The sequence below is a fragment of the Paenibacillus assamensis DSM 18201 genome (assembly GCF_000422445.1).
Classification (GTDB): domain Bacteria; phylum Bacillota; class Bacilli; order Paenibacillales; family Paenibacillaceae; genus Paenibacillus_B; species Paenibacillus_B assamensis.
This window is the reverse complement of the sequence record NZ_KE383837.1, coordinates 58,260-80,967: the sequence shown is the minus strand read 5'-3', so window position 1 is coordinate 80,967 and position 22,708 is coordinate 58,260. Positions and strand designations below refer to the sequence as shown.

Sequence of the window (22,708 nt, the reverse complement as noted above, 5' to 3'; positions counted from 1 at the left end):
TGGAGATTGTCTCTACTTTACTTTACGAATGTACACCATTGAGGGGGAGTATGATGAAAGCTGTAGTGGTGGAGCAATATGGCTCTGCAGAACATATGAAATATGTTGACATGGATCTACCTTCTTTTCACTCCAAACAAGTGTTGGTTCGTGTTCGCCGTACCTGTGTAAATTTCGCCGATATTAAAGCTAGACATGGGAACAAGGGGAAAGGTACGCTTCCCTTCATTCCCGGACTAGAGGCTATGGGAGTTGTTGAACAGGTTGGGACAGAGGTGACCTCTGTACGGGTGGGCCAGCGAGTTATCTCTTTTCCGCACAATGGGTCGTACGCACAATTTATCGTGGCTGATGAGAATTTAACTTTTGCTGTTCCAGATAATATTGATGATGATGTTGCAGGTGCATGCGGCATTGTTTCCTTACTTTCTTACAAACTGCTGACCGAAATAGCTCGTATCAAGGTAGGAGAATCTGTACTTATTCATTCTGCTGGTGGTGGTGTTGGGACTACAGCTGTACAAGTTGCTAGAGCATTAGGCGCGGCCAACATTTTCGGAACGGTAGGCAGTGTACATAAAATAGAAGCAGTCAAAAGTGCGGGTGCTGACCATGTATATCAATATGATTCCGAGGACTACATCGAACAAGTGAAGCAGCTCACAGCTGGTCGAGGCGTCGATATCATCTTGGATTCCGTTGGTGGAGAGGTAACAGAACGAAGTGTGGAATATCTTGCTCCGTATGGACGGCTAATTGTATTCGGCAATTCCTGTGGGAAGTATGGGAAACTGAATACGAAGGATTTCCATGCTAGCTGTCGCTCTGTGCTCGGATATAGCTTTGGTACGACGAGGAAAGAACGACCTGAAAGCTTACGTGAAGCAGCGGCGCAAATATTTCGACTCTTTGAACAAGGGAAGTTGGATATCAACATCGGCAGCCGGTTTTCCTTGCAGGATGCCGCACTTGCGCATGAATTAGTTGAAAGCAGAAACAGTACGGGGAAAGTGCTATTAGTGGTAGATTAGCACATTACAATAGATGGTTTCATACAGCGTTCCTTATATAAAGAGAGGAGGAGCAGGAGAATTGTCTAGAAGGCTGAAAAGGTTGAGACAACTGGTTCGTTCAGTCAATAAGGCTTTAAGTGCTTCATGAGTGAAGCTCCTGCGCATTATTATGAATATCATTTATATGGATACGAAAGAGATTCAAGCAGAAGATGTTTCGCGTGTATTCGAAACGTCGGGCATTAATAGGCCATATCAGGACTTTGATAGATTGAAACGAATGATTGAGAATTCGGACATTGTTATTACTGCGTGGCATGAGGGGAAAATGATTGGCATGGCGCGAGCGGTAACGGATTATTCGTACTGCTGCTATTTATCTGATTTAGCAATAGACAAGGATTATCAAAAAGGTGGTATTGGAAGGAAGCTCGTCGATCTTGTTAAAGAGAAGATGGGTGAGGAATGTTCATTGGTATTGTTATCGGCACCAGGTGCTATGGACTATTATGAAAAGCTTGGATTTAGTAAAGTAGATAATGCTTTTGTCATAAAAAGAGTAAAATAGTACAAATAATTAGACGTGTACATAATAGAAAAATGTGTGGTAAAATATGTATCAACCATCACGGTATCGTTTACTGCATCCTGAGCCTTAGAAGTGGAAATCTTGCTATCCTAATTCTAAGGCTTTTTGAATTTTCATCCACCTGATGTATGGATATAAAGGGGGAATTCAATGAAGAAATATATCTTGCTAGGGATAGCCTTGTTAACTCTACTCGTTGTTGCAGGATGTACAAAATCACCATATCCACAGGATGATGCTTATCATGCTCAATGGGACTACCCGTATATGTATGCGGGACAAGGTCTAGAGACTGCACGTACAGAGCAAGGCCATTATTTTTTGTTCAATAATTTCATTTATTTTATGAAAAATGATAGCATGAAACCGCAGCTTATTGATACGCGTACTGAGGGGAAATGTACAGAAAGTCCAAACCGAAGCAATTGCTTAGCGTATGTAGAAAGAACACATCAGGCAATTGAGAGATGGAATACTCATTTTGAACCGCCACGTTATATGCAGTACTATGATTCTAAATTATATGTGCTGGAAAACAAATTTAATCCCAAACAAGAGCATGAGCATTCGACCTATACGTGGCAACTAACTAGCAGGGACGTCGACGGCAGCAACCGTGAAGTAGTGAAGACATTTGAAGCTCCGCCAGATTCGTTAGCGCTGCATCGCGGTTATCTCTATTATTCAATCTGGGAAAAGAATAAGGATGGTGCTGAGCAAGTTAAAGTGCTGAAGTCGAAGCTTGAGAAACTCGACAAGGAGCCAGAAGTTATTTATAGCGAAACGGATAACATTCTTTCAGTTACGACCATCACTCCACATGGGAATCAACTGTATTGGACGATCCTCACAAAAGATAATTATAAAATACAGCGATTTGATTTGAATAAGGAAGAAATAAAGACTCTTTTTGATCGAAAAGATGGCAGCTATAACTTTTTACTAAGTATTTCTGAGGATAGACTTTACTTCTCTTATTTATATCGAAAAATGGAGGACACAAGGTCTCACAAATTGTATTCATCTGATCTTCAAGGCAAGAACATCGTAGAGGAGCAGAACGAATATCCGCCTGTCTTTTCGCATATGTACAAGGACAAAAATTACTCTTATATTCATCCCTCGGCAGGCTATGTTCGTTCTAACAAGATGGATGTGCCGCTCACCTTAGCGATTTTTAAACAAAATAAAAAAATTCATCAAGTGGATATGTCTTCATTACCACCAGATACTGAACTTGTCGCTGGTGATGAACGCTATATGTTTATGCGAATCAATAAGGGAACCAACAGCTCGCTATTATATTTGGATAAAAGTCAAATTGAATCTGGACAAGCTGTGTTCAAGCTACTGCTAGGAGTTGATCCTGCTTTGGTGAAATAGACGGTTTAAGACGGGTTACACTATCACTTTACTATTAGGAGATCAATCACATGAGTGCACAATTTGAAGCGGTTCAAGCAACGATACAAGATTTAGAGGCAGTAGCTGAAATATTTGATCAATATCGTATATTTTATGGACAACAGTCGGATGTAGAGCAAGCTCGCACGTTTTTATTTGATCGATTTGAACATCGTGAATCTATTATTTTTATCGTAAGAGATAAAGGTACTGCTGTAATTGCTGGTTTTACGCAGCTTTATCCTATGTTCTCTTCTATTTCCATGGAGAGGTCTTTACTATTGAATGATCTGTATGTGAGTGAAACGTATCGCAGACAAGGCATAGCACAGCTGCTGCTGGATGAAGCGAAGCAATATGCTAAGTCGATCAAAGCGAAGGGGCTTGAGTTATCCACTGCGATTGACAATAAACAAGCGCAGCGTTTATATGAGCGTAATGGATATGGCCGTGACGAAGAATATTATCATTATTATCTAGGTGTAAAAGGAAATGACGCTGTCTAATACAAAGGATTTATTAGATAGAGTAGAGGAATGCGTGTAGGAGGATGGTGCAGGCAGTGGTATTATTTCAAGAACAAGAACTATCGATTAGGCAGCTTGAGCGTGGTGATGTTGATTTACTCGTGAAATGGTTATCTAATCCCGCCGTGCTCATGTACTACGAAGGCCGTGATCGTCCGCATAATACAGAGATGGTTGTAGAAAGTTTCTTTGGGGATCAAGTGTCAGAAGAGGCACGTTGCATCATCCAATATGAATCCAAGGACATTGGATATATTCAGTTTTATCCAATTGATGAAGAAGAAATACAGAAGTACGGGTATGAGTCGTACCATGGTCAAGTGTATGGAATGGATCAGTTTATTGGGGAAACCGATTATTGGAATCGTGGGATCGGCACGCGTCTCGTTCGAGCAACAGTGGCGTATCTCATTGCACATAAAGGTGCAACCAAAATCGTCATGGACCCGCAAGTTCGAAATGAACGCGCATTAAGGGTTTATGAGAAAGCGGGCTTTTCAAAGAAAAAACGACTAGAGAAGCATGAATGGCATGAGGGAGAAATGGGAGATTGTTGGTTGATTGAATATGATGCGTAACAATCTCTTATACAGGGAGTAAGTGAAGGATCGTCCATTGGGGACGGTCTTTTTTTTGATTTGGATACTGCTTATGTAAAGGGACTAGCATGTTAGCTCGAACGATGCTAGTCCCTATTTTTATCCGTACAAAGGTGAAATGACTACTGCAGCTGCCATAAAGATGGCACGTTTGCAGGTTCCCAACCTACGAGTGACGTATGCGGCTGACGACATTTATAGACGGCTCCGTTGTAAGAAACGAGGGTACCTGTTGTATAAGCTGTATTCGGTGCCCATGCTGGAACGGTTGGTTGAGAAGTAGTCGTACCTGTCACCGTGCTTGCTGTTGACTGGTTGCCCGATGCATCTAACGCAAACACATTAAACGTATAGGTGGTGGATGGGGTAAGACCTGTGACGGTGTAAGAAGTTGTTGTGCCCGATACAGTTGCGACTAAAGTTGTGCCGTTATAGACACGGTAGTTGGTTACACCGATATTGTCTGTGGAAGGATTCCACATGAGCTGAATGCTATTGCCTGTCGGCGTTCCCATAACATGCAGATTGCCTGGTGCAGTAGGTGGCGTATTGTCTGGTACGAGCGGATTCGTCGTGACGGTAATGCTGTTGCTATCCGGGGACAGATTGCCTGCGGCATCAAATGCTTTCACTTTTAGCGTATAGGCTGTATTTGGAGTTAATCCCGTAACATTATAGTTTAGGGTACTGCCGGAAACGGTACCTACTAGTGTGGAGCCTGAGTAGACATTGTATCCCGTTACCCCTACAGCATCTGTAGATGCACTCCAAGTTAAGGCGATGCTATTCGTTGTTTTGGATGGGGATGCTAATGCTCCAGGAGCAGTAGGTGCAGTTGTATCGACTGGGTTGGAACCTCCAAAGTTTACATCGATTACATTATAGAAGGCATTGCCTGTATCCGCGATTTCCCAAACGGCTAGAATGACATGATAACCCGAGCGAGAAGGTACATTACATGTGTCGGTATAGGTGGCAGGTGGCTGAGTGCGATTGTAAGGGACGTCACAGAATGGTGTTAGATCGAAGGAGTTACGGCTAAGTGCGGCATTTGGATTCCAGTTCGGCTTTGTAATATAGTATTTCCAACTTGCAGTTGAATGTCGTGCGGTAAGTGTCCATTTAAATGTGTTCGTACCAGAAGAGATATTTACTTTCGCCCAGCGAGTGGAAGATTGCTCATCCAGCTTCGGGAAAATACCGCCTGCGCTGGCTATTTTGCCATCGGCAGGACCAGCCGCGGGGAATCCTTTAGGTGCTTCCAAGCTTTGCGGCTCATATATAATCGCGCCACAATCTGTATTCTGTCCAAGTTTACATAGATAGGCTCGGCTTGCTGGACCATCGACATAACCGTGCGCGGAAGCTTGCTGCGTAAATAGGGTGAAAGCAAGCAAGGCAACAATGGCAGCACCACAGCTAATAAGAAGATGTTTCAGGGTGAAGCGGGACATGCTAAACGATTTGTACATAAAACTACCTCCTTGTAATATGGGTTTTGCTAATTTTGATGATTAGTTTGATCACTCCTCCTTTCCACAACAACATTCTATTGAACAAGGTTGCATAATATGAGGGCAATTTGAATATTTAAGTCAAAAGCTTGTACCCAAAATGATGGGAGTCGACGAAAAGTTTCGTATAACGAGTAAAAAAGTAGGAATCTACTTTTGTGTGAAGTGTATTTCGAGCTGAAAGGGTGAGAGTGTACAAATGATTCATTTTGAAAGAAAGAGCGTAGGGATCGTTGGACTCTATCTAACGTGATAGAAGAAATGATAAAAATAATCGAATGTTGTAGCCTTGGAATGAGAACGTACATATCCTTTTCCAAGGCAATTTTAGTTACATATGTCGATCTCTACGGTCTACTTGCTCTGCTAATTGCATGAGCAGCTTCATGCCGTCTTTGATCTGCTGTTCATTTATATACGAATAACTTAAGCGAATCCACGATTGTAGCTCCTTAGACGGATCACATATTGATCCGGGGACAAAGGAGATGGAATGCTCGATACTCTTAGCTAACAGCCGTTCCAAACACAGTGTTTCTGGCAGTTGAATCCACAAATTAAGGCCTCCGTCAGGGCTGTCCCATTTCCAATTCGTTATCGCAAGTGCTTCTTCCATGACCGTTTTGCGAATGTTTAATGCAGTTCGAAGCTTGATAATATGCTGCTGGAGACGCTCGGACATAAAGTAGTGCAGAAATATCTTCTGATTTAACAGCGGGGTACCATTGTCTGCTAATGACTTGACCGTAAGAAGATGCTTCATAATGGACGGCTGGCAGCAAATAGCGGCAATCCGCAGTCCAGGTGCAATGTACTTACTAAAGCTGCAAATATAAATGACATAACCTTCTGTACTGTACGAAAATAAGGGCAGAGGAGGCTTATGCTGAAAGTAAATATCGTGCATCGGATCATCTTCGATTAGTAAACAGCGATACCGTTCCGCGAGCTCAACGAGTTCCTTCCGCTGTTCGGCTGGCACGGTGTAGCCAGTAGGGTTGTGAAAAGTCGGATTGAGGTAGAACAAGCGCGGCTTGAACTGTTTCATATAAGCTTCTACTTGCTCCAAATCATACCCATACGAATACATATCAATCGGAATAATTTGCGCTCCCTGATTCCTGAACATATCAATGGCAGCACTATATGTCGGGCGTTCCATGAGAACCACGTCCATCGGTTGGACAAGCATCCGTGCTAACAAATCAATCGCTTGCTGGGAGCCTGATGTGATCATGATGTCATCTTGAGTGAGGTGAAATCCGTATTTGTTGGTGAAAAACCGAGACAGTGACTGCCGCAGCTCTTCATCTCCTTGGGGTGTAGAATAGGTGCTGAGCATTCTCGGGTAGCGTTCAACAATATCCAGCATAGATTCAGAAAAATACCGGTTTGGCAGCAAGCTAGGATCGATTAGCGCATACGAAAATTGATAGTTTGCAGGAACGCGATGAATTTCGGATAGATGGCTTTTATGTACGTAAGAAAATATGATAGGACTTTCCAAATTGTCGAAAGGCATCGTGACACCTGGCTGAACATAATAGCCCGACTTGTCTTTGACATACACTTTTTTTTCATCTTTAAGCTGTTGAAATGCTTTGAATACGGTTAATCGGTTAACCTTCATTTCTTCTGCAAGCGTGCGAACCGATGGCAGCTTATGATGTTCAGGCCATTCCCCGCGTTGAATTCGATTCCATATATATTCGTATACAAGCTTATGCAGCGGCTTGCCTTGTGAGCGGTCTAGCTCGATAGAGCTCATTGTGGAGTACCTCCTTATGTATTGAACTTTTAATTTGCTTGCACGTATCAAATCTGTTCTATTTCATTCAAACTGTTCTATTCTTGCCTCATTATAATGGTGTCAAGAAGTGTACTGTCAAGGAGGTATTAGAATGATTATCGTCCATTTTATTTTCATGTGCATTATATTTGGAACGACTTTTTTGGCGATTAAGGTAGGTGTAGATGCGGGTGCTCCTCCATTCTTTTCAGCAGGTAGTCGATTTGTGTTGGCAGGTTTGCTCATTCTTATATGGATGACTTGGAAAAAGAAAGCGAGCTTTTCGCTGCTGCTGCGCAAAGAAATGTGGTTGATTGGTCTAGGGCTCACGTCGGGCACTTTTTCCTTGCTCTACTGGGCAGAGCAGTACGTGAGTTCAGGAACAGCTGCCATTCTTTCCGCAACAGCTCCAATTGTCATCATAGTGCTGCAGTTTGTAATGTATCGTGATCGTGTGGAGCGTAGAAAAATAGTCGGCTGCTTCATCAGTTTGGCAGGGGTAGCTATGCTCGTTCTTCCTCAGGTATCACTCGGTTCAAATAGGTTGTGGCTGCTAGGATGTATAGCTATTTTACTAGGACAGCTTTTTTATGCAGGTGGAGCGTTGTATTCTAAAAAAGTGATAAGCCGTTTTTCCGACACTTCGCCGATTGCTCAAAATGCTGCTCAAATGTTTTGTGGTGGTGTTATGATGCTTGTATTGTCTGTATGCAGCGAACGCGTTCATCTGGAGTCGCTCCTATCCTTGCAAGTGGTTGGTTCCCAACTGTATTTAATCATCATCGGGTCTATGGTGGGGCATACGATTTTTTATTGGCTTGTCGCAAATACGAATCCGCTGTTTCCATCGATGTGGCTGTATATTTCACCATTTATTGCAGTTGGAATCGGGGGTGTTCTCTATAACGAGGCACTATCCATCTATACGATAATAGGAGCTGTGTTAACGATTGTAGGACTCGTAGTTGTGAATACTGGGCTGCTCGGTGCTCGTAAGAAGGAAACATTTTTCGCTAAAGAGGTATCTCCAGAAAGAGCTGACCGCGGATTATCCAAGGGATAACGTTTCTTAATAGGAAGGGATTTACATTTTCGACAGTACAGCTTGGGGAGTTGCTAGTATGTTGCTGCTGTTTGTGGGAAAATTATCAGTAGTTGATACACCTATAAGGGTGTTATTAATGGTAAATAAGTAGTAAATAAGTTGAAGGAGGAATACGATTGACCAATCTGTTTGTTGTACATCATCAAATTGTTATCGAGGCTCCAGCTTCTGCAATCTGGGAGGTGCTGGTTAGTCCGGAATATATGAAGCAGTGGGATGAATTGCCTGAGGGATATGGCAGTGATCCACTTGAGCTTGGAAGCATTATTAATTGGGAGGGGTATTCTCAGCTGACTGTAGTGGAGTTCGCACCACTACAGCGTCTGCGGCTGGCACTGTACGTCCCCAAGTGGCCGCTTCCTGCGGAGCATTATAATATCGGCTATACATACACGCTTTCACGGCAAGGTGAACACAACTTGCTAACCGTAGAGATTGGGGATTTTGCTGCCATTCCACAGGGGGAGTCCTATTACGAGGAATCAGTCAAATTCGCCAATTCGTCTTTGCAAAAAATAAAACAATTAGCAGAACAAATTACGCGTTGATAAGTATAAGCGTGGTAATGCAGACTGCATAAAGGGCATTTGATAGTTTAACGATCAAATGTCTTTCTTTTTTTACAACCATTACTTAAGTAGGGAGGCAATTCATGAAGTACTTTCCATACGATATGTATATTGCCCAAAATACGGAGACAACGAGTGATGAACAACTAGAACAACTGGAACGGCAATGGCTGCAGAATGGTAGACAATACGGTGAAATCTATCAATCGCTATCTGAACGGCTACCAGAGGAAGTGCATCGTTATTTCAGCAAATTGGGATTCCATGATTACCGTTTGTTAAAAGTGGATATCGAACATGAGAGTCTCCTTCGATCGAATGCCCATTTCACACTAGCACGTAATGGTGACGATATAGCAAACCGTGCACAATGGATGCTAACGCTCGAAAATATTTCCTTCTTTCAATTTGAACATCATAACTACGACAATCCCAGACCAATTATGCATCCTGAGATAGACGACTGGTTGTTCGAAGAGTTTACCTCAGTCGACGATACTACGATATCATTAGAAGTTTTATTTGGTTCTGGCGGCAATATCCGCATTCATTTTCCTGATAAATCGATACGAATCGAACGTATCAAGTGAGCTGTTGGTTCTAAATGTACATAGGAAAACATGTATAGGGAAGCTTCTGTAAGCTGAAGTTTCTCTATTTTTAGTATGAAAAAGAAAATGAGCCGGAAACAAACATCCTTGATTTTCCATTATTCTCAGTGTACTATGTATCTAGAACACTAAGTCAATAATACGAAGGAGAAGGGGGATATCCATGTCACATACATTTCAGCATTCACAGCCGATCTACACCCAGATCATGGATATATTCATCCAGCGTATATGCAGGGGGGAGCTCAGGCCTGGCGACAAGCTGCCATCGGTAAGAGATTCGGCAGTTGAAGTAGGCGTAAATCCAAATACAATTCAACGCTCCTACATGGAGATGGAGCGACGCGGCGTAGTCGAGACTAAAAGAGGGCAGGGCACTTTCGTGACAACGGACATAGAATTGTTGGAGCACCTGCGACAAGAACTCGCCCGCAATCAAATTTTACTTTTTCTTCAAAGTATGAAACAGCTAGGGTATAGTTCACACGATATTATGAACATGATTAATTGCAGCATGCATACAAAGGAGGACACCAAATCTTGAGCTTAATTACTTTTGAGCAGGTCCACTATAAGAAGGTGCTCCACGATTTGAGTTTCTCGGTACCGCATGCAGGCATTATTGGCCTGATCGGGGCAAACGGTAGTGGCAAATCAACTTTACTTCATTTGATTGCTGGCTTAGCACGTCCATCACAAGGTCGTATTTGCTTAAACGGGCAGATGATTAGTCGACATAGGAGAGAACTAGTTGCCTTCTCACCTGAGCATGAATGGCTCTATCCGTTCAATACCGTACAGCAGTCTATTCGGTTGGCAGCTGGATTGAATACAGATTTTCAGAATGATAAGGCAGAAGCACTCATGCACCGTTTTCAATTGGATGGGAGTAAGCGGGTGGAACAATTGTCCAAGGGTAACCGAGCGAAGTTGCAGGCAATTTTGACGTTAAGTCGCTCAGCGCCGTTGCTAATTATGGATGAACCGCTTTCAGGGCTCGATCCTATCACGAGGGAGCATCTTCTTGAAATGATGGCGGAGCACACGGAATTAGAGAAACAATCCATTATTGTGTCTACTCATGAAGTGGCAGAGATAGAGCTGTATTTGGATCACTTAATCTTTTTGCAAGAGGGGAGATTACTCGTTTCTGAAAATGTAGAAAACCTTCGTGAATCAAGAAACATGAGTGTGCTAGATGTCATGAGGGAGGCCTTGTTGTGAGCGGCTATAAATATTTATTGCTTAAAGATTTTCGCCAGTCGAAAACTAATTTCATGCTATCTTTTGTAGTGCTGCTCATTTTGCAGTTTGGATGTTTTCTCTTAGCACATGGGGTTGACCCCGGACTTGCGACGGTTCTTTCTATATTTGTCACATATTTAAGTGCGTTCATACTGCCTATTTTGTATATTCAATCTTTACAGTCTGAATGGAAATTCCATAGCGTTTATTATTGGATCAATTCATCGCACGCGGGTTATCCCGTTCTGTTGTCAAAGCTGATTGTTGCTGTATTGCAAACTGTTCTTATCATGGCAATATCCTCTGCTACTACGCTGGGTATTTATGCATATGAAGCCTACGTCATTGGTAGAATGGATAATATCTCGAAGTCTTTGAAAATGCTGATTGTTGAAACATACCGATTGGATGCTATTTTGTTATTGTATGCGATTATAATCAGCTTAGGATTTGGATGTCTATTTCTTGCAAATAAAGCAGTACGTTATGGAGCAGTGCCGTCAATCTTATTTTTAGCAGCTGTTTTGGTTGTAAATATCGCATCCATTCTTGGTAGGTGGTTTGAATGGATGTCATTTCGATTACCGTTAGGTATTAGCTTGGTAAACGATAGTTTGCGAGCAGAATATACGACATATTCGTTAGGTGGTTTACTTTTTCTTCTTGTAATTGCCTACACACTATTAGCCGTGAGTAGCTGGTTGCTGAAGCGAAAAGTTCAAGTCTTCAAATAATCCATGAGCCTATCTATCTGAGTCTACTTCCTCATAAACCTCTTAGAGAGACCCAATTTTAAATTAAACATCTCATTTTAAGAGGAGTTTACTTCTAAACTTTTCTTTCCTACACAGCATCATTCAAACTTCCGAATCAGTCTTTATCAACGTAGTTATCGTTTTCATACTTCATTTGATTTAACCCCCTGAAATTACATTCATACTTACTAACTCAACTTAGAACTATCGTTACATGATCATATAGAAAAACAATGATTGATGTACTTTTGAAGCTTAGAGCGGTCTCTTTAGACTGTTACTTAGGAGAGGAGAATGATTGTAAGATGGAGCTGGTAATTAATCAGGTGAGCAAGCAGTATAAAGGGGATTTTTGGGCACTGAAGGATTTTAATTTAAAGCTTGAGCCTGGTGTACTGGGTTTGCTTGGCGAAAACGGAGCTGGAAAATCAACGTTGATGCGGATTATATCTACCATCACAGACGCTACAAATGGTACGGTACTTTGGAATGGTGAGGATATTTCAAAAAAGCCTAACGATATCCGCAGAGTGCTAGGCTATTTACCACAGGATTTCGGGGTATATCCGAATCTTAACGCAGTGGAGTTTCTGGAATATATTGCTGCGATCAAAGGAATTAGTCAGCGGACAGCCAAAAAGCGTATCGATGAGCTGCTGCAGCTTGTCAATCTTACGCATGCCTGCAAAAGGCCGATCGGCGGATTTTCTGGCGGGATGAGACAGCGCGTGGGGATTGCCCAAGCCCTTCTCAATGATCCGAAAATTCTCATCGTGGATGAACCTACAGTAGGGCTAGATCCAATCGAACGCGTACGTTTCCGTAACCTACTGTCTGATTTGTCGGGCGACAGAATTATTATTTTTTCCACACATATCGTCTCTGATGTAGAAGCGACCGCAGGGAATATCGCTATTATTTCGAAGGGAAGGCTTATGCATCACTCGGATCCAGATACATTACTGCGGACAGTAGAGGGCAAAGTGTGGGAAGTTATCGTATCTGATCAAGATGTTCAAACGTTACGAAAACAATGGATTATTAGTGGTACAATTCGCAGTGGTAAAGGCATGCAGGTGAGGATTGTATCGGATACTAAACCTGCACCTGATGCAAGACTCATTACACCGGCTATGGAAGACGCCTATTTATACTGCATTTCTGACAGCCGGGGAGGAAGCCAGAATGACTAGCTTTCGTTCTCTTTTTCACATCGTCCGAGCAGACTTTTATGAACGCACTCGGAGTTACGGGTTTCTGGTAACGATTGTTCTCACGATTCTTGCTGCCTACTTCTTCGTTCCGTTCACGGATGCTCGATATGGTGTAGTAATGATTAATGAGCATCGTGGTATCTACAATTCTGCATGGATAGGTTCCACTGTAGTTATGTCCACCGTTACAATTCTTAGCCTTATAGGGTTTGCACTCGTTAAAAATGCTATAGACAGAGACAGGTTGACTCGTGTTGGACAAATTATTGCTACAACCCCAATCAGCAAGTTGGGCTATCTGTTTGGAAAGTTTGTCAGCAACTTTATTATTCTAGCAATTATCGTGCTCATTGCTTTCCTTGTGTCGATTGCTATGCAGCTAATCCGAAGTGAAGATACAACGATCCGAATTTTGGATATGCTACTGCCATTCATTCTGGTTGCACTGCCTGTCATGGCGATAGTAGCTGCGCTTGCTGTACTGTTTGAAGCGACACGTGTGTTAAGTGGAGGAGTTGGTATCATTGTTTATTTCTTCCTATGGTCGCAAATTTTTCTGAATTATGGGGTAACGGTTCAGATAGGTAATCTCGCTCTTAGCAGTCCGATGGGGCTGGAAGTTTTCTATGATAGTATGATAGAGACGTTTAGAGAACAGAAAAATGTTACAGGTACTGTCGAGAAGGCGGATGGCATTATTGAGCTAGATCGACCATTGGAAACCTTTGTTTGGAATGGCGTCGACTGGTCTGCTGAAATTGTAGCAGGACGCATGGCATGGGTCGTCATTGCGCTTGCGGTGGTATTGCTCACGGTACTTGTATTTAGAGGGTTTGATAAGGTGATGGCTAAAGAATCCTTCGATCTTTTCCGCATCTTTAGAAGGAAAGGTAAAGGAAGTAAGGATGAAGGTTGGGATTCCAGTGGTGGATTGACGGCTAAGACGCTTACTAGTATATCGCTTAAGTTCAGTTTTTTTAATCTCCTTCGCTATGAACTATGGCTCATGCTAAAAGGGCAAAAGTGGTGGTGGTATGCAGTCGCAATTCTCTTTATAGTTGGAGATTTGCTGTTGCCGCTTGATATAGTTAGAAGTATGTTGGGACCACTAACTTGGGTATGGCCGATTCTTATCTGGTCATCCATGGGGGTACGCGAGCTGCGTAACAATACTCGGGATATTGTGTTCTCTAGCATGAATCCCCTGGAGCGACAGTTGCCAGCTACTTGGTGCGCGGGCTTTATTATTGCACTTGGAACAGGAATCGGTTTAGGTATTAAGTTACTATATGAAGGTGATCTGGGATCATTATTCGCCTGGTTCGTCGGGGCTATGTTCATCCCTACCCTAGCACTTTCTCTAGGTATATGGACTCGATCTAATAAGACTTTTGAAGTAGTCTTGTTGGTGCTTATGTTTGTAGGAGTAATGAACCAGTTACAGGTCTTTGATTTTATGGGTAGCATGGAATCATCTGTACAGAAGGGTATGCCGATTATTTATTTGGTTATAACCATTATTTTGCTCGTGGCTGCTGTATTAGGGAGACGGAACCAGATTCAGCGCTAAGCGATGCGCATCATTTACCTTGGTGGATCATTGAGTAATGTTCTTTGTAACTGCAGGTAGAAGATGATAAAAATACAAATTGGCCGAAGTAGGACAGAAGTCATGTTCTATTTCGGTTTTTTTGTATTTTGTCACTTTTAGAAGATAAAGAGGGGACTAGAAAATAAGACTTGGAAACTATACCTTTTATCCTTGTTATCCCATATATTTTTACAAGTATAACTTTTCCGATTCCGTGTCAGTATATCAAGAATAATACGAGATGCTGTAGTATTTCTAAATAGATAGGCGGCTTATCATATTCGCTAACTACCTCGACGTGGCCACCCTTACTTTCATCCAACACGTACTACATTCCAACTATTAAATCCATTATTTTTCAATAATTACATATAAGTGTAATTAAATGAGGGAGAAATGATAGATATGCACTTTTTTTGGCGTGATTTTCTATCATCCCAATGCATCCTTTGTTGGAGGAGGAACTTGCGGTGAAAATGGAAGTGGAAAAACAGTACTTTGAGTTAACTCATGCTCAGAAGCGAATCTGGTATATGGAGAACATTTATAGTGGATATGCTTTTCATAATTTGTCCTTTCTGGTGCGGTTTCAAGGTTTGATTAATGAGGAACTACTTGAGAAGGCGATAAATCAGTTTGTCGCTCAACATCCAGCGATACGGTACCGAATACGTGAGATCGATGGTGATGTGCGGCAGTATGAAGAATCCTATAAGCCGTTTGCGGTTGAACGAATTAATTTTGAAGATTCGCATGATCCACCTTCAGCTTTTACGAATTGGGCCCATCTAGCAGCCTCACAACCATTTTTATTAACCGAGGAGCCGTTGTACCAATTTGCAATTGCCCGACTTAGTGAAAGGGAAAGTGGTATGTACGTTAAAATACATCATATTGTGGGGGATGGATTTTCTTTTCAACTCATTGTTGATCAGCTGTATTCCGTGTATGAGCAATATGTAGTTAGCGGTAATGCCAAGCAGATAGAAATTGCTAATTACTTGGATTACATCCAACAAGAGAAATTGTATTTGGATTCTGGCCGATTTGAGAAAGATAGGGCGTTTTGGTTGGAGCAATTCACGATATTGCCAGAATGGACGGCAGCGAGTTCGAATCATCTAGAAGGTCGCCGCCTGACATTTTACTTAGAGCCTGACTTAACGAATCGAGTTAAAAAATGGGTTCATGATCGGAATTATTCAATTAACACGTTGTTTACATCGTTATTTCTGATTTACCACCATAAATTTTACGAGCAACAAGACCTCCTGATAGGCACCCCGGTATCTAACCACACGATGAAATTCAAGCAAGTATTTGGAATGATGACCAGTACAATGCCGCTCCGGCTTCACATCGACAACGAAGCTATTTCGTCCACTGCATTTATTGAAAAGGTGGATCGACAACTCCAGAAATGTTACAAGTATCAAAAATACCCCTACGATCTACTCGCCAATGCATTGGAATTAAAGAAGAATGACATTGAGCAATTACTGCCCTTCTCAGTAAACTACTATCATTTTCAACTTAATAAGGATATAGACGGAATACGTACTATACCGCAGGAAATTTACTCCGGCTCACAAATTTATGCGCTTCAACTTGTTATTTCAGACTGGCACCCAGAACGAGGGATTCAGTTGGACTACGATTTTAAAGTGGAAAATTATAACGAAGCAGAGATCGCCTTACTGCATGAGAGTATACATACTTTGTTAGAACAAGTATTGGAAACACCAGATCAGAAGTTGGCGGAATTGAAGCTTCTGAATAAGCAACGTGAGGATGAACTGTTATACAACTGGAATAGTCGGGTACGTGAATATCCAAAGGATCGCACAGTTATACAGTTGTTTGAAGAACAGGTGCAGAGAACCCCGTTCAGAATTGCAGTTGAATGTGATGGTACCGTGCTTACTTATGAACAGTTAAACCAACGGGCTAACCGAATGGCTTCTTATTTACGAAAACGGGGGATTACGCGCGAAAAATTGGCTGCTATTCTGGCCGTGCATTCCATTGAAACGGTTACTGCTATGCTTGCTGTTCTTAAGGCAGGAGGAGCCTATGTGCCTATTGATCCTGTTTATCCAGTTGAACGGGTTCAACATATGCTTGATACTTCTTCTGTTGCAATCCTGCTAACGGATCGTGACGTAAACGCTGAGATTGCGTATGACGGTCCGATTGTTAGATTAGACAATAGCGACTTGTTTGAGTCAGAGACAGATAGGGACATGGCGAGTGTAAATGTGGCAAGTGATCTTGCCTATGTCATATTCACTTCAGGCTCTACTGGTAAACCTAAAGGTGTGATGATTGAGCATCAAGGACTGACGAACTATATCTGGTGGGCTAAGCAAGTTTATACCGATACGGAAAGTATTGAAGTATTTCCACTCTACTCATCTCTAGCTTTTGATCTTACGGTTACGTCGATTTTTACACCACTTGTTGCCGGTCACAAAATGATAGTTTATCGCGAAGATGAGCATGAATTTGTTTTATACCGGATAATGAAAGACAATCTTTGTACGATAGTGAAGCTTACACCATCCCACCTAGGATTACTTAGAGGCATGCCGTTTAAGCAAAGCTCAGTGAAGACATTCATTGTAGGTGGAGAAGACTTGAATGTCGCATTGTGTCAGCAAATTCATTATCAATTCAACAGCAATATTCGCATTTTTAATGAATATGGCCCTACGGAAACGGTAGTAGGTTGCATGATTCATGAATTTAGTCCAGATAAGGATACCGATGCATCTGTGCCGATAGGTGTTCCAGCGGACAATGTGCAGATTTACGTCTTAGATAGGAAGATGTATCCGGTAGCTATTGGGGCATCAGGAGAAATGTATATATCCGGAGATGGTGTTGCACGCGGCTATATGAACAGGATGGATTTAACGGAGGAACGCTTTCTTCTAAATCCATTCATCCCAGGCCAGCGAATGTATCGGACCGGTGATTTAGCAAGGTTAAGTGCAGATGGTAAAGTTCATTACCTCGGTCGTACAGACCATCAGGTCAAAATAAGGGGATACCGAATAGAACTGGCTGAGATTGAGAAGCAACTGTTTCAGCATTCAGTAGTTAATGACGCTGTAGTGATTGATCTAGAGAGTGAAGACGGCCGCAAATGGTTGTGCGGCTATATTGAACTACGAGATGAAGATAGTCTAGTGATGGGCAATTCGGAAAAGACGGCCGCGCTGGATAGTGAACTTCGCAGCTGTTTGTCACTTGAACTCCCGCAATACATGATTCCACAGCAATTCGTGTATGTAACGGAAATTCCGCTCACATTAAATGGGAAAGTAGATAGATCCCGTTTGCCAAAGCCTATCGTTATAGGCGGGGAAAAAATGCTGGATGCTCAGACACTACAGGAAAGGGACTTGCTTAGCGTTGTGCAAGATGTACTTGGCAGCTGCGAGATAGGGATGGGGCATAATTTTTACCACGTAGGTGGAGACTCAATTAAGGCGATTCAAATCTCAGCCAAGTTAGCAGAACTGGGATATCGGCTAAAGGTAAAAGATATGCTATCTATACCGCTGTTCATGGACATGATGCATAGGATGGAACTTGTTACAGTGTCGAGGCTTTCCGAGCAACGTCCGTGTACCGGTACAGTGTTGCCTTTACCTATTACATCATGGTTTTTTGCTCAAGCCATGGAGGAGCCGCATTATTATAATCAATCCTTTTTATTACATCTAAAATACCCCGTAAAAGCTGAACAACTGCGTATGTGGTTGAAGCTGTTGATTACTCACCATGACAGTTTGCGTTTAAATGTCAATCATCAGATGGAACTCTTTTATAACGAGAAACATCTGGAACAGGATCTTGTTGATACGCTTCATGTAGCTGATTTGAGTCATCTATCGCAACAGCAAAAGGTGGCTGCCATCGAGGAAATTAGTGTCGATTTAAAATCGACGTTTGATTTGCAGCATGACTTGTTGATTCGTGGTTGTTTATTCGAGCTAGGTAACGATCAGCAGAGATTGCTACTTACTGCACATCATCTTATTATCGACGGTGTTTCGTGGCGAATTCTTTTGGAGGATCTGAAGCGATTGTTCGAACAGTATTCTGCTGGGCATGATCCTAAACTTGGGCCTAAAACAAGTTCGTATCAGCAGTGGGCAGAGGGCATGAATCTAATCCATACTGAATTACATCACTCTGAATACGGCAATCCCGATGAGTGGTCAGAACATCTATACCCGTCTGTTCAGATTCCCCTCGATATAGAGGAGGAAGTGACGCCTTATGATGTCAAAGATACGTTTCGTATCGAATTGAGCGAGAATGATACAAAACTACTATGTACAGATGCGAACAAGCCTTATCAGACTCGTGTCTTGGAATTGCTGCTATGTGGGCTAACTCGTTCTTTAACACAATGGACAGGTACTGATGAAGTCGTGATCATGCTGGAAGGACATGGACGAGAAGAAATTATAGAGGGCATCGATCTGACCGAGACAGTTGGATGGTTTACAACAATGTATCCCGTTCGGTTTTTGCGTACTGAGGAGGGCTTAGCTTCGCAAATAAAATCGTGCAAGGAGCAGTTGCGAAGCATTCCTCATAATGGGTTTTATTATGGAATTCATCGTTACATGCCTCCTGTTACGTTTTCGCTAGCAGAGGAAAGACAACTCGTACGATTTAATTTCTTAGGGGAACTTGACCGAGCACTCCGTACCTCTTATTTCGACATAGCCGCTGAGAGTCATGGACCAGATGTAGGACGGAATAACTCGCTAACGTGTCTTATTGATATAAATGCCTATATTACAGGCGGCAATCTTCAGATTGAGATTACCTACACGACAGGGCAGTTAAGGCAGGATACCATCTCTTATTTTGCAAACAATCTGAAGATGTACCTATTGAATATTATTGAGCATTGTATTCGTACAGACCAGATTGAATTCACACCTTCTGATTTCGAGTCTGTACGCATCTCGCAGGAAGATCTGGACTCGCTGTTTGAGTAAGGAATCGTTCAATAGAGGAGTGTTAATGTGAAATACCGGAGTTTTTTTAAAAGAGTCTTACAACTTGTTGTTACTCTACTTCTTTGTGTGATGGTGTTAGCGGGAACAGGTTATCAGGTATCGGCCAATGCGGTATCAGGTGCACTTCTTTCACAGGATGTTAAAAATAATATTGAGCACGAAGTAAAGCGATTTATGGATCAAGGACAGATTCCTGGAATGTCGGTTGTAATTATTAAAGGGAAGGACATTGTATACAGCAATGGATTTGGGTTTGCAGATGTTGAGAATAAACGCCCTGTTACGAAGGACACATTTTTCGAACTCGGTTCCACAAGTAAGGCGTATACAGCACTTGCTGTGCTAAAACTTGTAGAAAAAGGGAAGATCAATCTGAAGGAATCGGTCGATTCCTATATTCCATGGCTTACTTTTACTCACAAGGATTCTCGTGTTTCGGTAACCATTGAACAACTTTTGCATCATACAAGTGGTGTTCCATTCCAGACTATCGACGATATTCCAGTTTCAGATGAAAACGATGCGCTTGAGAAGACGGTTCGTAAGCTTGAGGGAATAGAGCTTGACCATAAGCCTGGCAGTCGATATTTGTATGCGACAATAAATTATAATGTTCTGGCATTGGTCATCGAGAAAGTGACAGGGCAGAGCTTCGAAACCTATATGTATAGCGAAATTTTTAACCCGCTAGCTCTTAATCAAACCTATCTTTCTCGGAAAGATGTGCCTGAAGGTGGAATGGCAACTGGCTATAAGATGCAGTTTTTAGACGCTGCAGCCTATGATGCGCCTATATATCGTGGTAATACAGCAGCTGGCTATATGATTTCAAATGCTAGCGATATGGCCAAGTGGTTACAAATTCATCTAGGAACGTCAACGTTGAGTAAAGAAGAGCAGAAGCTGATTAAGCTTTCTCATGTGCCGAATCGGAGTATTCAACCTAATAATGACGGATCATCCTATGCGATGGGTTGGTCCGTTTATCAAGATGGTGGCGGTGAGTTGTCCCATGATGGAAGTAACCCAAACTATTCCTCCTATGTCGGTTTTCGGCCAGAAGAGCAGGTGGGGGTTGCTGTAATGGCCAACCTCAATTCTACGTATACGATTGCCGCGGGACAAAGCATTCTGAACGTCATGATTGGAAAAGCGCCAGTAGAACGGGCAAGTGACATGTTTAAAGATGTTGCTCAGACATCAACTGCTGTAACCATAATTGTGATGCCGCTAGGTATTCTAACGATAGTATTTTTCATAAGGTCAATCATGGAAGTGATTACGGGACGACGCAGGTGGAAAAGTAGGGGATTGAACGGTGTGGTCGCTATGTTAGGCTCTATTTTGTTATTAAGCCTATTTAGCTATTGCTTATATCTTGTTCCTAATGTGATGTTCTCTGGTTTGTCTTGGGAGTTTGTGCGGGTATGGGCACCAGATAGCTTTTTTTATGCGATTTTAGGGATATGGACTTCAGGGATCGTGTTCTGCGTATTTTCACTCTTTACTTACTTCCTACCAAAGTCGAATGACAAAGCTATTTTTAATTTAACGGTTTTGAGTATATTCAGCGGGTTAGGCAATGCATTTATCATTTTCACTATTAATTTGGCTTTAGGAAGTAATCAGCGTGAATTTCAGAGTGAATTATTTATGTTTTTCTTGTTCGGTATTGTTGTTTACATTGTTGGCCAGCGCATTATTCGAACCAACCTTGTTTCCATTACGAATGATATCGTCTACAACAAGCGAATGGAGTTGATTGGTCGTATTCTGAAGTCCCCCTTCTACAAATTTGAAGAAATTGAAGGTGGAAAAATACATGCGGGATTGAACAATGACACGGAAACGATAAGCGATTTTGCAAATACCTTCATTACCGGTATTACCAGCTTGATTACACTCGTTTGTTGTTTTATTTATCTTGGCCTGATTAACTGGATCGGACTTCTTGCAGCGCTAGGCATTATTGCACTATGTGTTGGCCTCTATATAGTGGTCGGCATGTCTGCAAACAAGCTGTGGGGAGAGACGCGTGATATTCAAAACGTGTTCTTTCGTTATATTAACGACCTCGTTCAAGGCTTTAAAGAGTTAAGCATGGATCGGAGAAGACGGAAAGAATTTCACTCCGATATTCAAGAAAGCTGTGCAATTTATCGTGATAAGCGTAAGCAGGCCGAGTATAAAATTGCCAATGCATTTGTAATCGGTGAGCTGCTATTTACTTTAGTGGTCGGGTGTATTGCTTTCCTGTTCCCATTAATGTTTCAAGCAATTGAGATGGATGCGGTACGGAGCTATGTCTTTATCTTTCTCTATATGATGGGGCCGATCCACTCTATTTTAAATGCTGTGCCAAATGTAATTCAAATGCGGATAAGCTGGAATCGAATTAATGATTTGATTAAAGAAGTATCTGCGGTAGAAAACCTTGAATCAGAAGCTAATAAATCAGCTCAAGTTGGAGCTGTTCACATTGAAATTCGTGATATGTACTACAAGTACGGCGGGGAAAATGGAGAAAGCTTCTCGGTCGGCCCAATCAACTATGATTTCTATTCGAATGAAGTCGTGTTCATTACGGGAGGCAATGGAAGCGGGAAATCGACGGTTGCCAAGCTGATAACAGGCTTGTATGTACCAACCTCAGGGGAAATTTTATTAAATGGTCGTTCGGTGTCGCCTTCTGAGCTTGGCAATTGCTTTTCAACGATCTTCAGTGATTTTTACTTGTTTGAGAAGCTTTATGGTGTAGATATACAAGCGAAACAGGAAGATATTGAAAGGTATTTAAAACTGCTTAAGATCGAAGAAAAGGTGAACGTACAGGACGGGAAGTTCAGTACGATTAAGTTATCGACTGGGCAACGGAAACGGCTTGCGCTGCTGCTTAGCTATTTAGAAGACAAGCCTGTCTGTTTATTTGACGAGTGGGCGGCTGATCAGGATCCAGAATTCCGCATGTTCTTCTATGATTCCCTGCTGCCTGAGCTGAAGCAGCGCGGCAAGTGTGTTATTGCCATTACCCATGACGATCGATATTTCGATTTGGCTGACAAGATGATGAAGATGGAGTTCGGTAAGGTGACTGAGATGGAGACTGTCACCGCTTAGAAGAGTTAGCTGGACAATCAA

Annotated in this window: 17 protein-coding genes; 15 read left to right on the top strand and 2 right to left on the bottom strand. The window is 42.2% G+C overall.

The window, feature by feature from the left end; genetic code table 11:
- Positions 1 to 53: 53 nt before the first annotated feature.
- The 5 genes from H580_RS0114605 to H580_RS0114585 all read left to right on the top strand — a co-directional run bounded on the left by H580_RS0114605 (position 54) and on the right by H580_RS0114585 (position 4,111).
- The gene (locus H580_RS0114605; RefSeq protein ID WP_028595434.1) at positions 54 to 1,031 is read left to right on the top strand and encodes a quinone oxidoreductase family protein; all 978 of its coding nucleotides are present in this window, start codon (positions 54 to 56) and stop codon (positions 1,029 to 1,031) included.
- Positions 1,032 to 1,161: 130 nt separating this feature from the next.
- Positions 1,162 to 1,581 (top strand): GNAT family N-acetyltransferase, encoded by a 420-nt coding sequence (locus H580_RS0114600; RefSeq protein WP_342663193.1) that lies wholly within the window; start codon positions 1,162 to 1,164, stop codon positions 1,579 to 1,581.
- Between the two features lie 171 nt (positions 1,582 to 1,752).
- On the top strand, positions 1,753 to 2,985 hold the full coding sequence (locus H580_RS0114595; RefSeq protein ID WP_028595432.1) for a hypothetical protein: 1,233 nt from the start codon (positions 1,753 to 1,755) through the stop codon (positions 2,983 to 2,985).
- 50 nt (positions 2,986 to 3,035) lie between these two features.
- Positions 3,036 to 3,512 carry a GNAT family N-acetyltransferase gene (locus H580_RS0114590; RefSeq protein ID WP_028595431.1) on the top strand — a complete coding sequence of 159 codons (477 nt, stop codon included), beginning with the start codon at positions 3,036 to 3,038 and terminating at the stop codon, positions 3,510 to 3,512.
- A gap of 44 nt (positions 3,513 to 3,556) precedes the next feature.
- Positions 3,557 to 4,111: a GNAT family N-acetyltransferase gene (locus H580_RS0114585; RefSeq protein WP_211224414.1), complete on the top strand. Its 555-nt coding sequence runs from the start codon at positions 3,557 to 3,559 to the stop codon at positions 4,109 to 4,111.
- 143 nt (positions 4,112 to 4,254) lie between these two features.
- Here H580_RS0114585 and H580_RS0114580 read toward each other — a convergent pair whose 3' ends face one another.
- Both H580_RS0114580 and H580_RS0114575 read right to left on the bottom strand, forming a co-directional pair.
- The gene (locus H580_RS0114580) at positions 4,255 to 5,604 is read right to left on the bottom strand and encodes a lytic polysaccharide monooxygenase (protein ID WP_084509254.1); all 1,350 of its coding nucleotides are present in this window, start codon (positions 5,602 to 5,604) and stop codon (positions 4,255 to 4,257) included.
- 373 nt (positions 5,605 to 5,977) lie between these two features.
- A complete protein-coding gene (locus H580_RS0114575) occupies positions 5,978 to 7,414 on the bottom strand; it encodes an aminotransferase-like domain-containing protein (protein ID WP_051217480.1) in 1,437 nt (478 codons plus the stop codon).
- Between the two features lie 133 nt (positions 7,415 to 7,547).
- On the opposite strand from H580_RS0114575, the gene H580_RS24370 reads away from it, so the two are divergent.
- From H580_RS24370 to H580_RS24365, 10 genes are all read left to right on the top strand, one after another.
- The gene (locus H580_RS24370; protein WP_051217479.1) at positions 7,548 to 8,498 is read left to right on the top strand and encodes a DMT family transporter; all 951 of its coding nucleotides are present in this window, start codon (positions 7,548 to 7,550) and stop codon (positions 8,496 to 8,498) included.
- A gap of 158 nt (positions 8,499 to 8,656) precedes the next feature.
- Positions 8,657 to 9,088, top strand: a complete 432-nt coding sequence (locus tag H580_RS0114565; protein WP_028595427.1) for an SRPBCC family protein — start codon at positions 8,657 to 8,659, stop codon at positions 9,086 to 9,088.
- Between the two features lie 104 nt (positions 9,089 to 9,192).
- Positions 9,193 to 9,699, top strand: coding sequence for a hypothetical protein (locus H580_RS0114560; protein ID WP_028595426.1), 507 nt, complete (start codon positions 9,193 to 9,195; stop codon positions 9,697 to 9,699).
- 184 nt (positions 9,700 to 9,883) lie between these two features.
- A complete protein-coding gene (locus tag H580_RS0114555; protein ID WP_028595425.1) occupies positions 9,884 to 10,264 on the top strand; it encodes a GntR family transcriptional regulator in 381 nt (126 codons plus the stop codon).
- Positions 10,261 to 10,944, top strand: a complete 684-nt coding sequence (locus tag H580_RS0114550) for an ATP-binding cassette domain-containing protein (protein WP_051217478.1) — start codon at positions 10,261 to 10,263, stop codon at positions 10,942 to 10,944. Before H580_RS0114555 ends, H580_RS0114550 begins: the two co-directional genes overlap by 4 nt.
- Complete coding sequence (locus tag H580_RS0114545; protein ID WP_028595423.1) at positions 10,941 to 11,699, top strand: hypothetical protein; 759 nt, start codon at positions 10,941 to 10,943, stop codon at positions 11,697 to 11,699. Before H580_RS0114550 ends, H580_RS0114545 begins: the two co-directional genes overlap by 4 nt.
- A gap of 326 nt (positions 11,700 to 12,025) precedes the next feature.
- A complete protein-coding gene (locus tag H580_RS0114540; protein WP_028595422.1) occupies positions 12,026 to 12,913 on the top strand; it encodes an ABC transporter ATP-binding protein in 888 nt (295 codons plus the stop codon).
- Entirely contained in the window at positions 12,906 to 14,504 is a 1,599-nt protein-coding gene (locus H580_RS0114535) for an ABC transporter permease (protein WP_028595421.1), read from the top strand. Before H580_RS0114540 ends, H580_RS0114535 begins: the two co-directional genes overlap by 8 nt.
- A gap of 497 nt (positions 14,505 to 15,001) precedes the next feature.
- Complete coding sequence (locus H580_RS0114530) at positions 15,002 to 19,549, top strand: non-ribosomal peptide synthetase (protein WP_028595420.1); 4,548 nt, start codon at positions 15,002 to 15,004, stop codon at positions 19,547 to 19,549.
- Between the two features lie 27 nt (positions 19,550 to 19,576).
- A complete protein-coding gene (locus H580_RS24365; protein WP_036605321.1) occupies positions 19,577 to 22,687 on the top strand; it encodes a cyclic peptide export ABC transporter in 3,111 nt (1,036 codons plus the stop codon).
- The last annotated feature ends 21 nt before the right edge of the window (positions 22,688 to 22,708 follow it).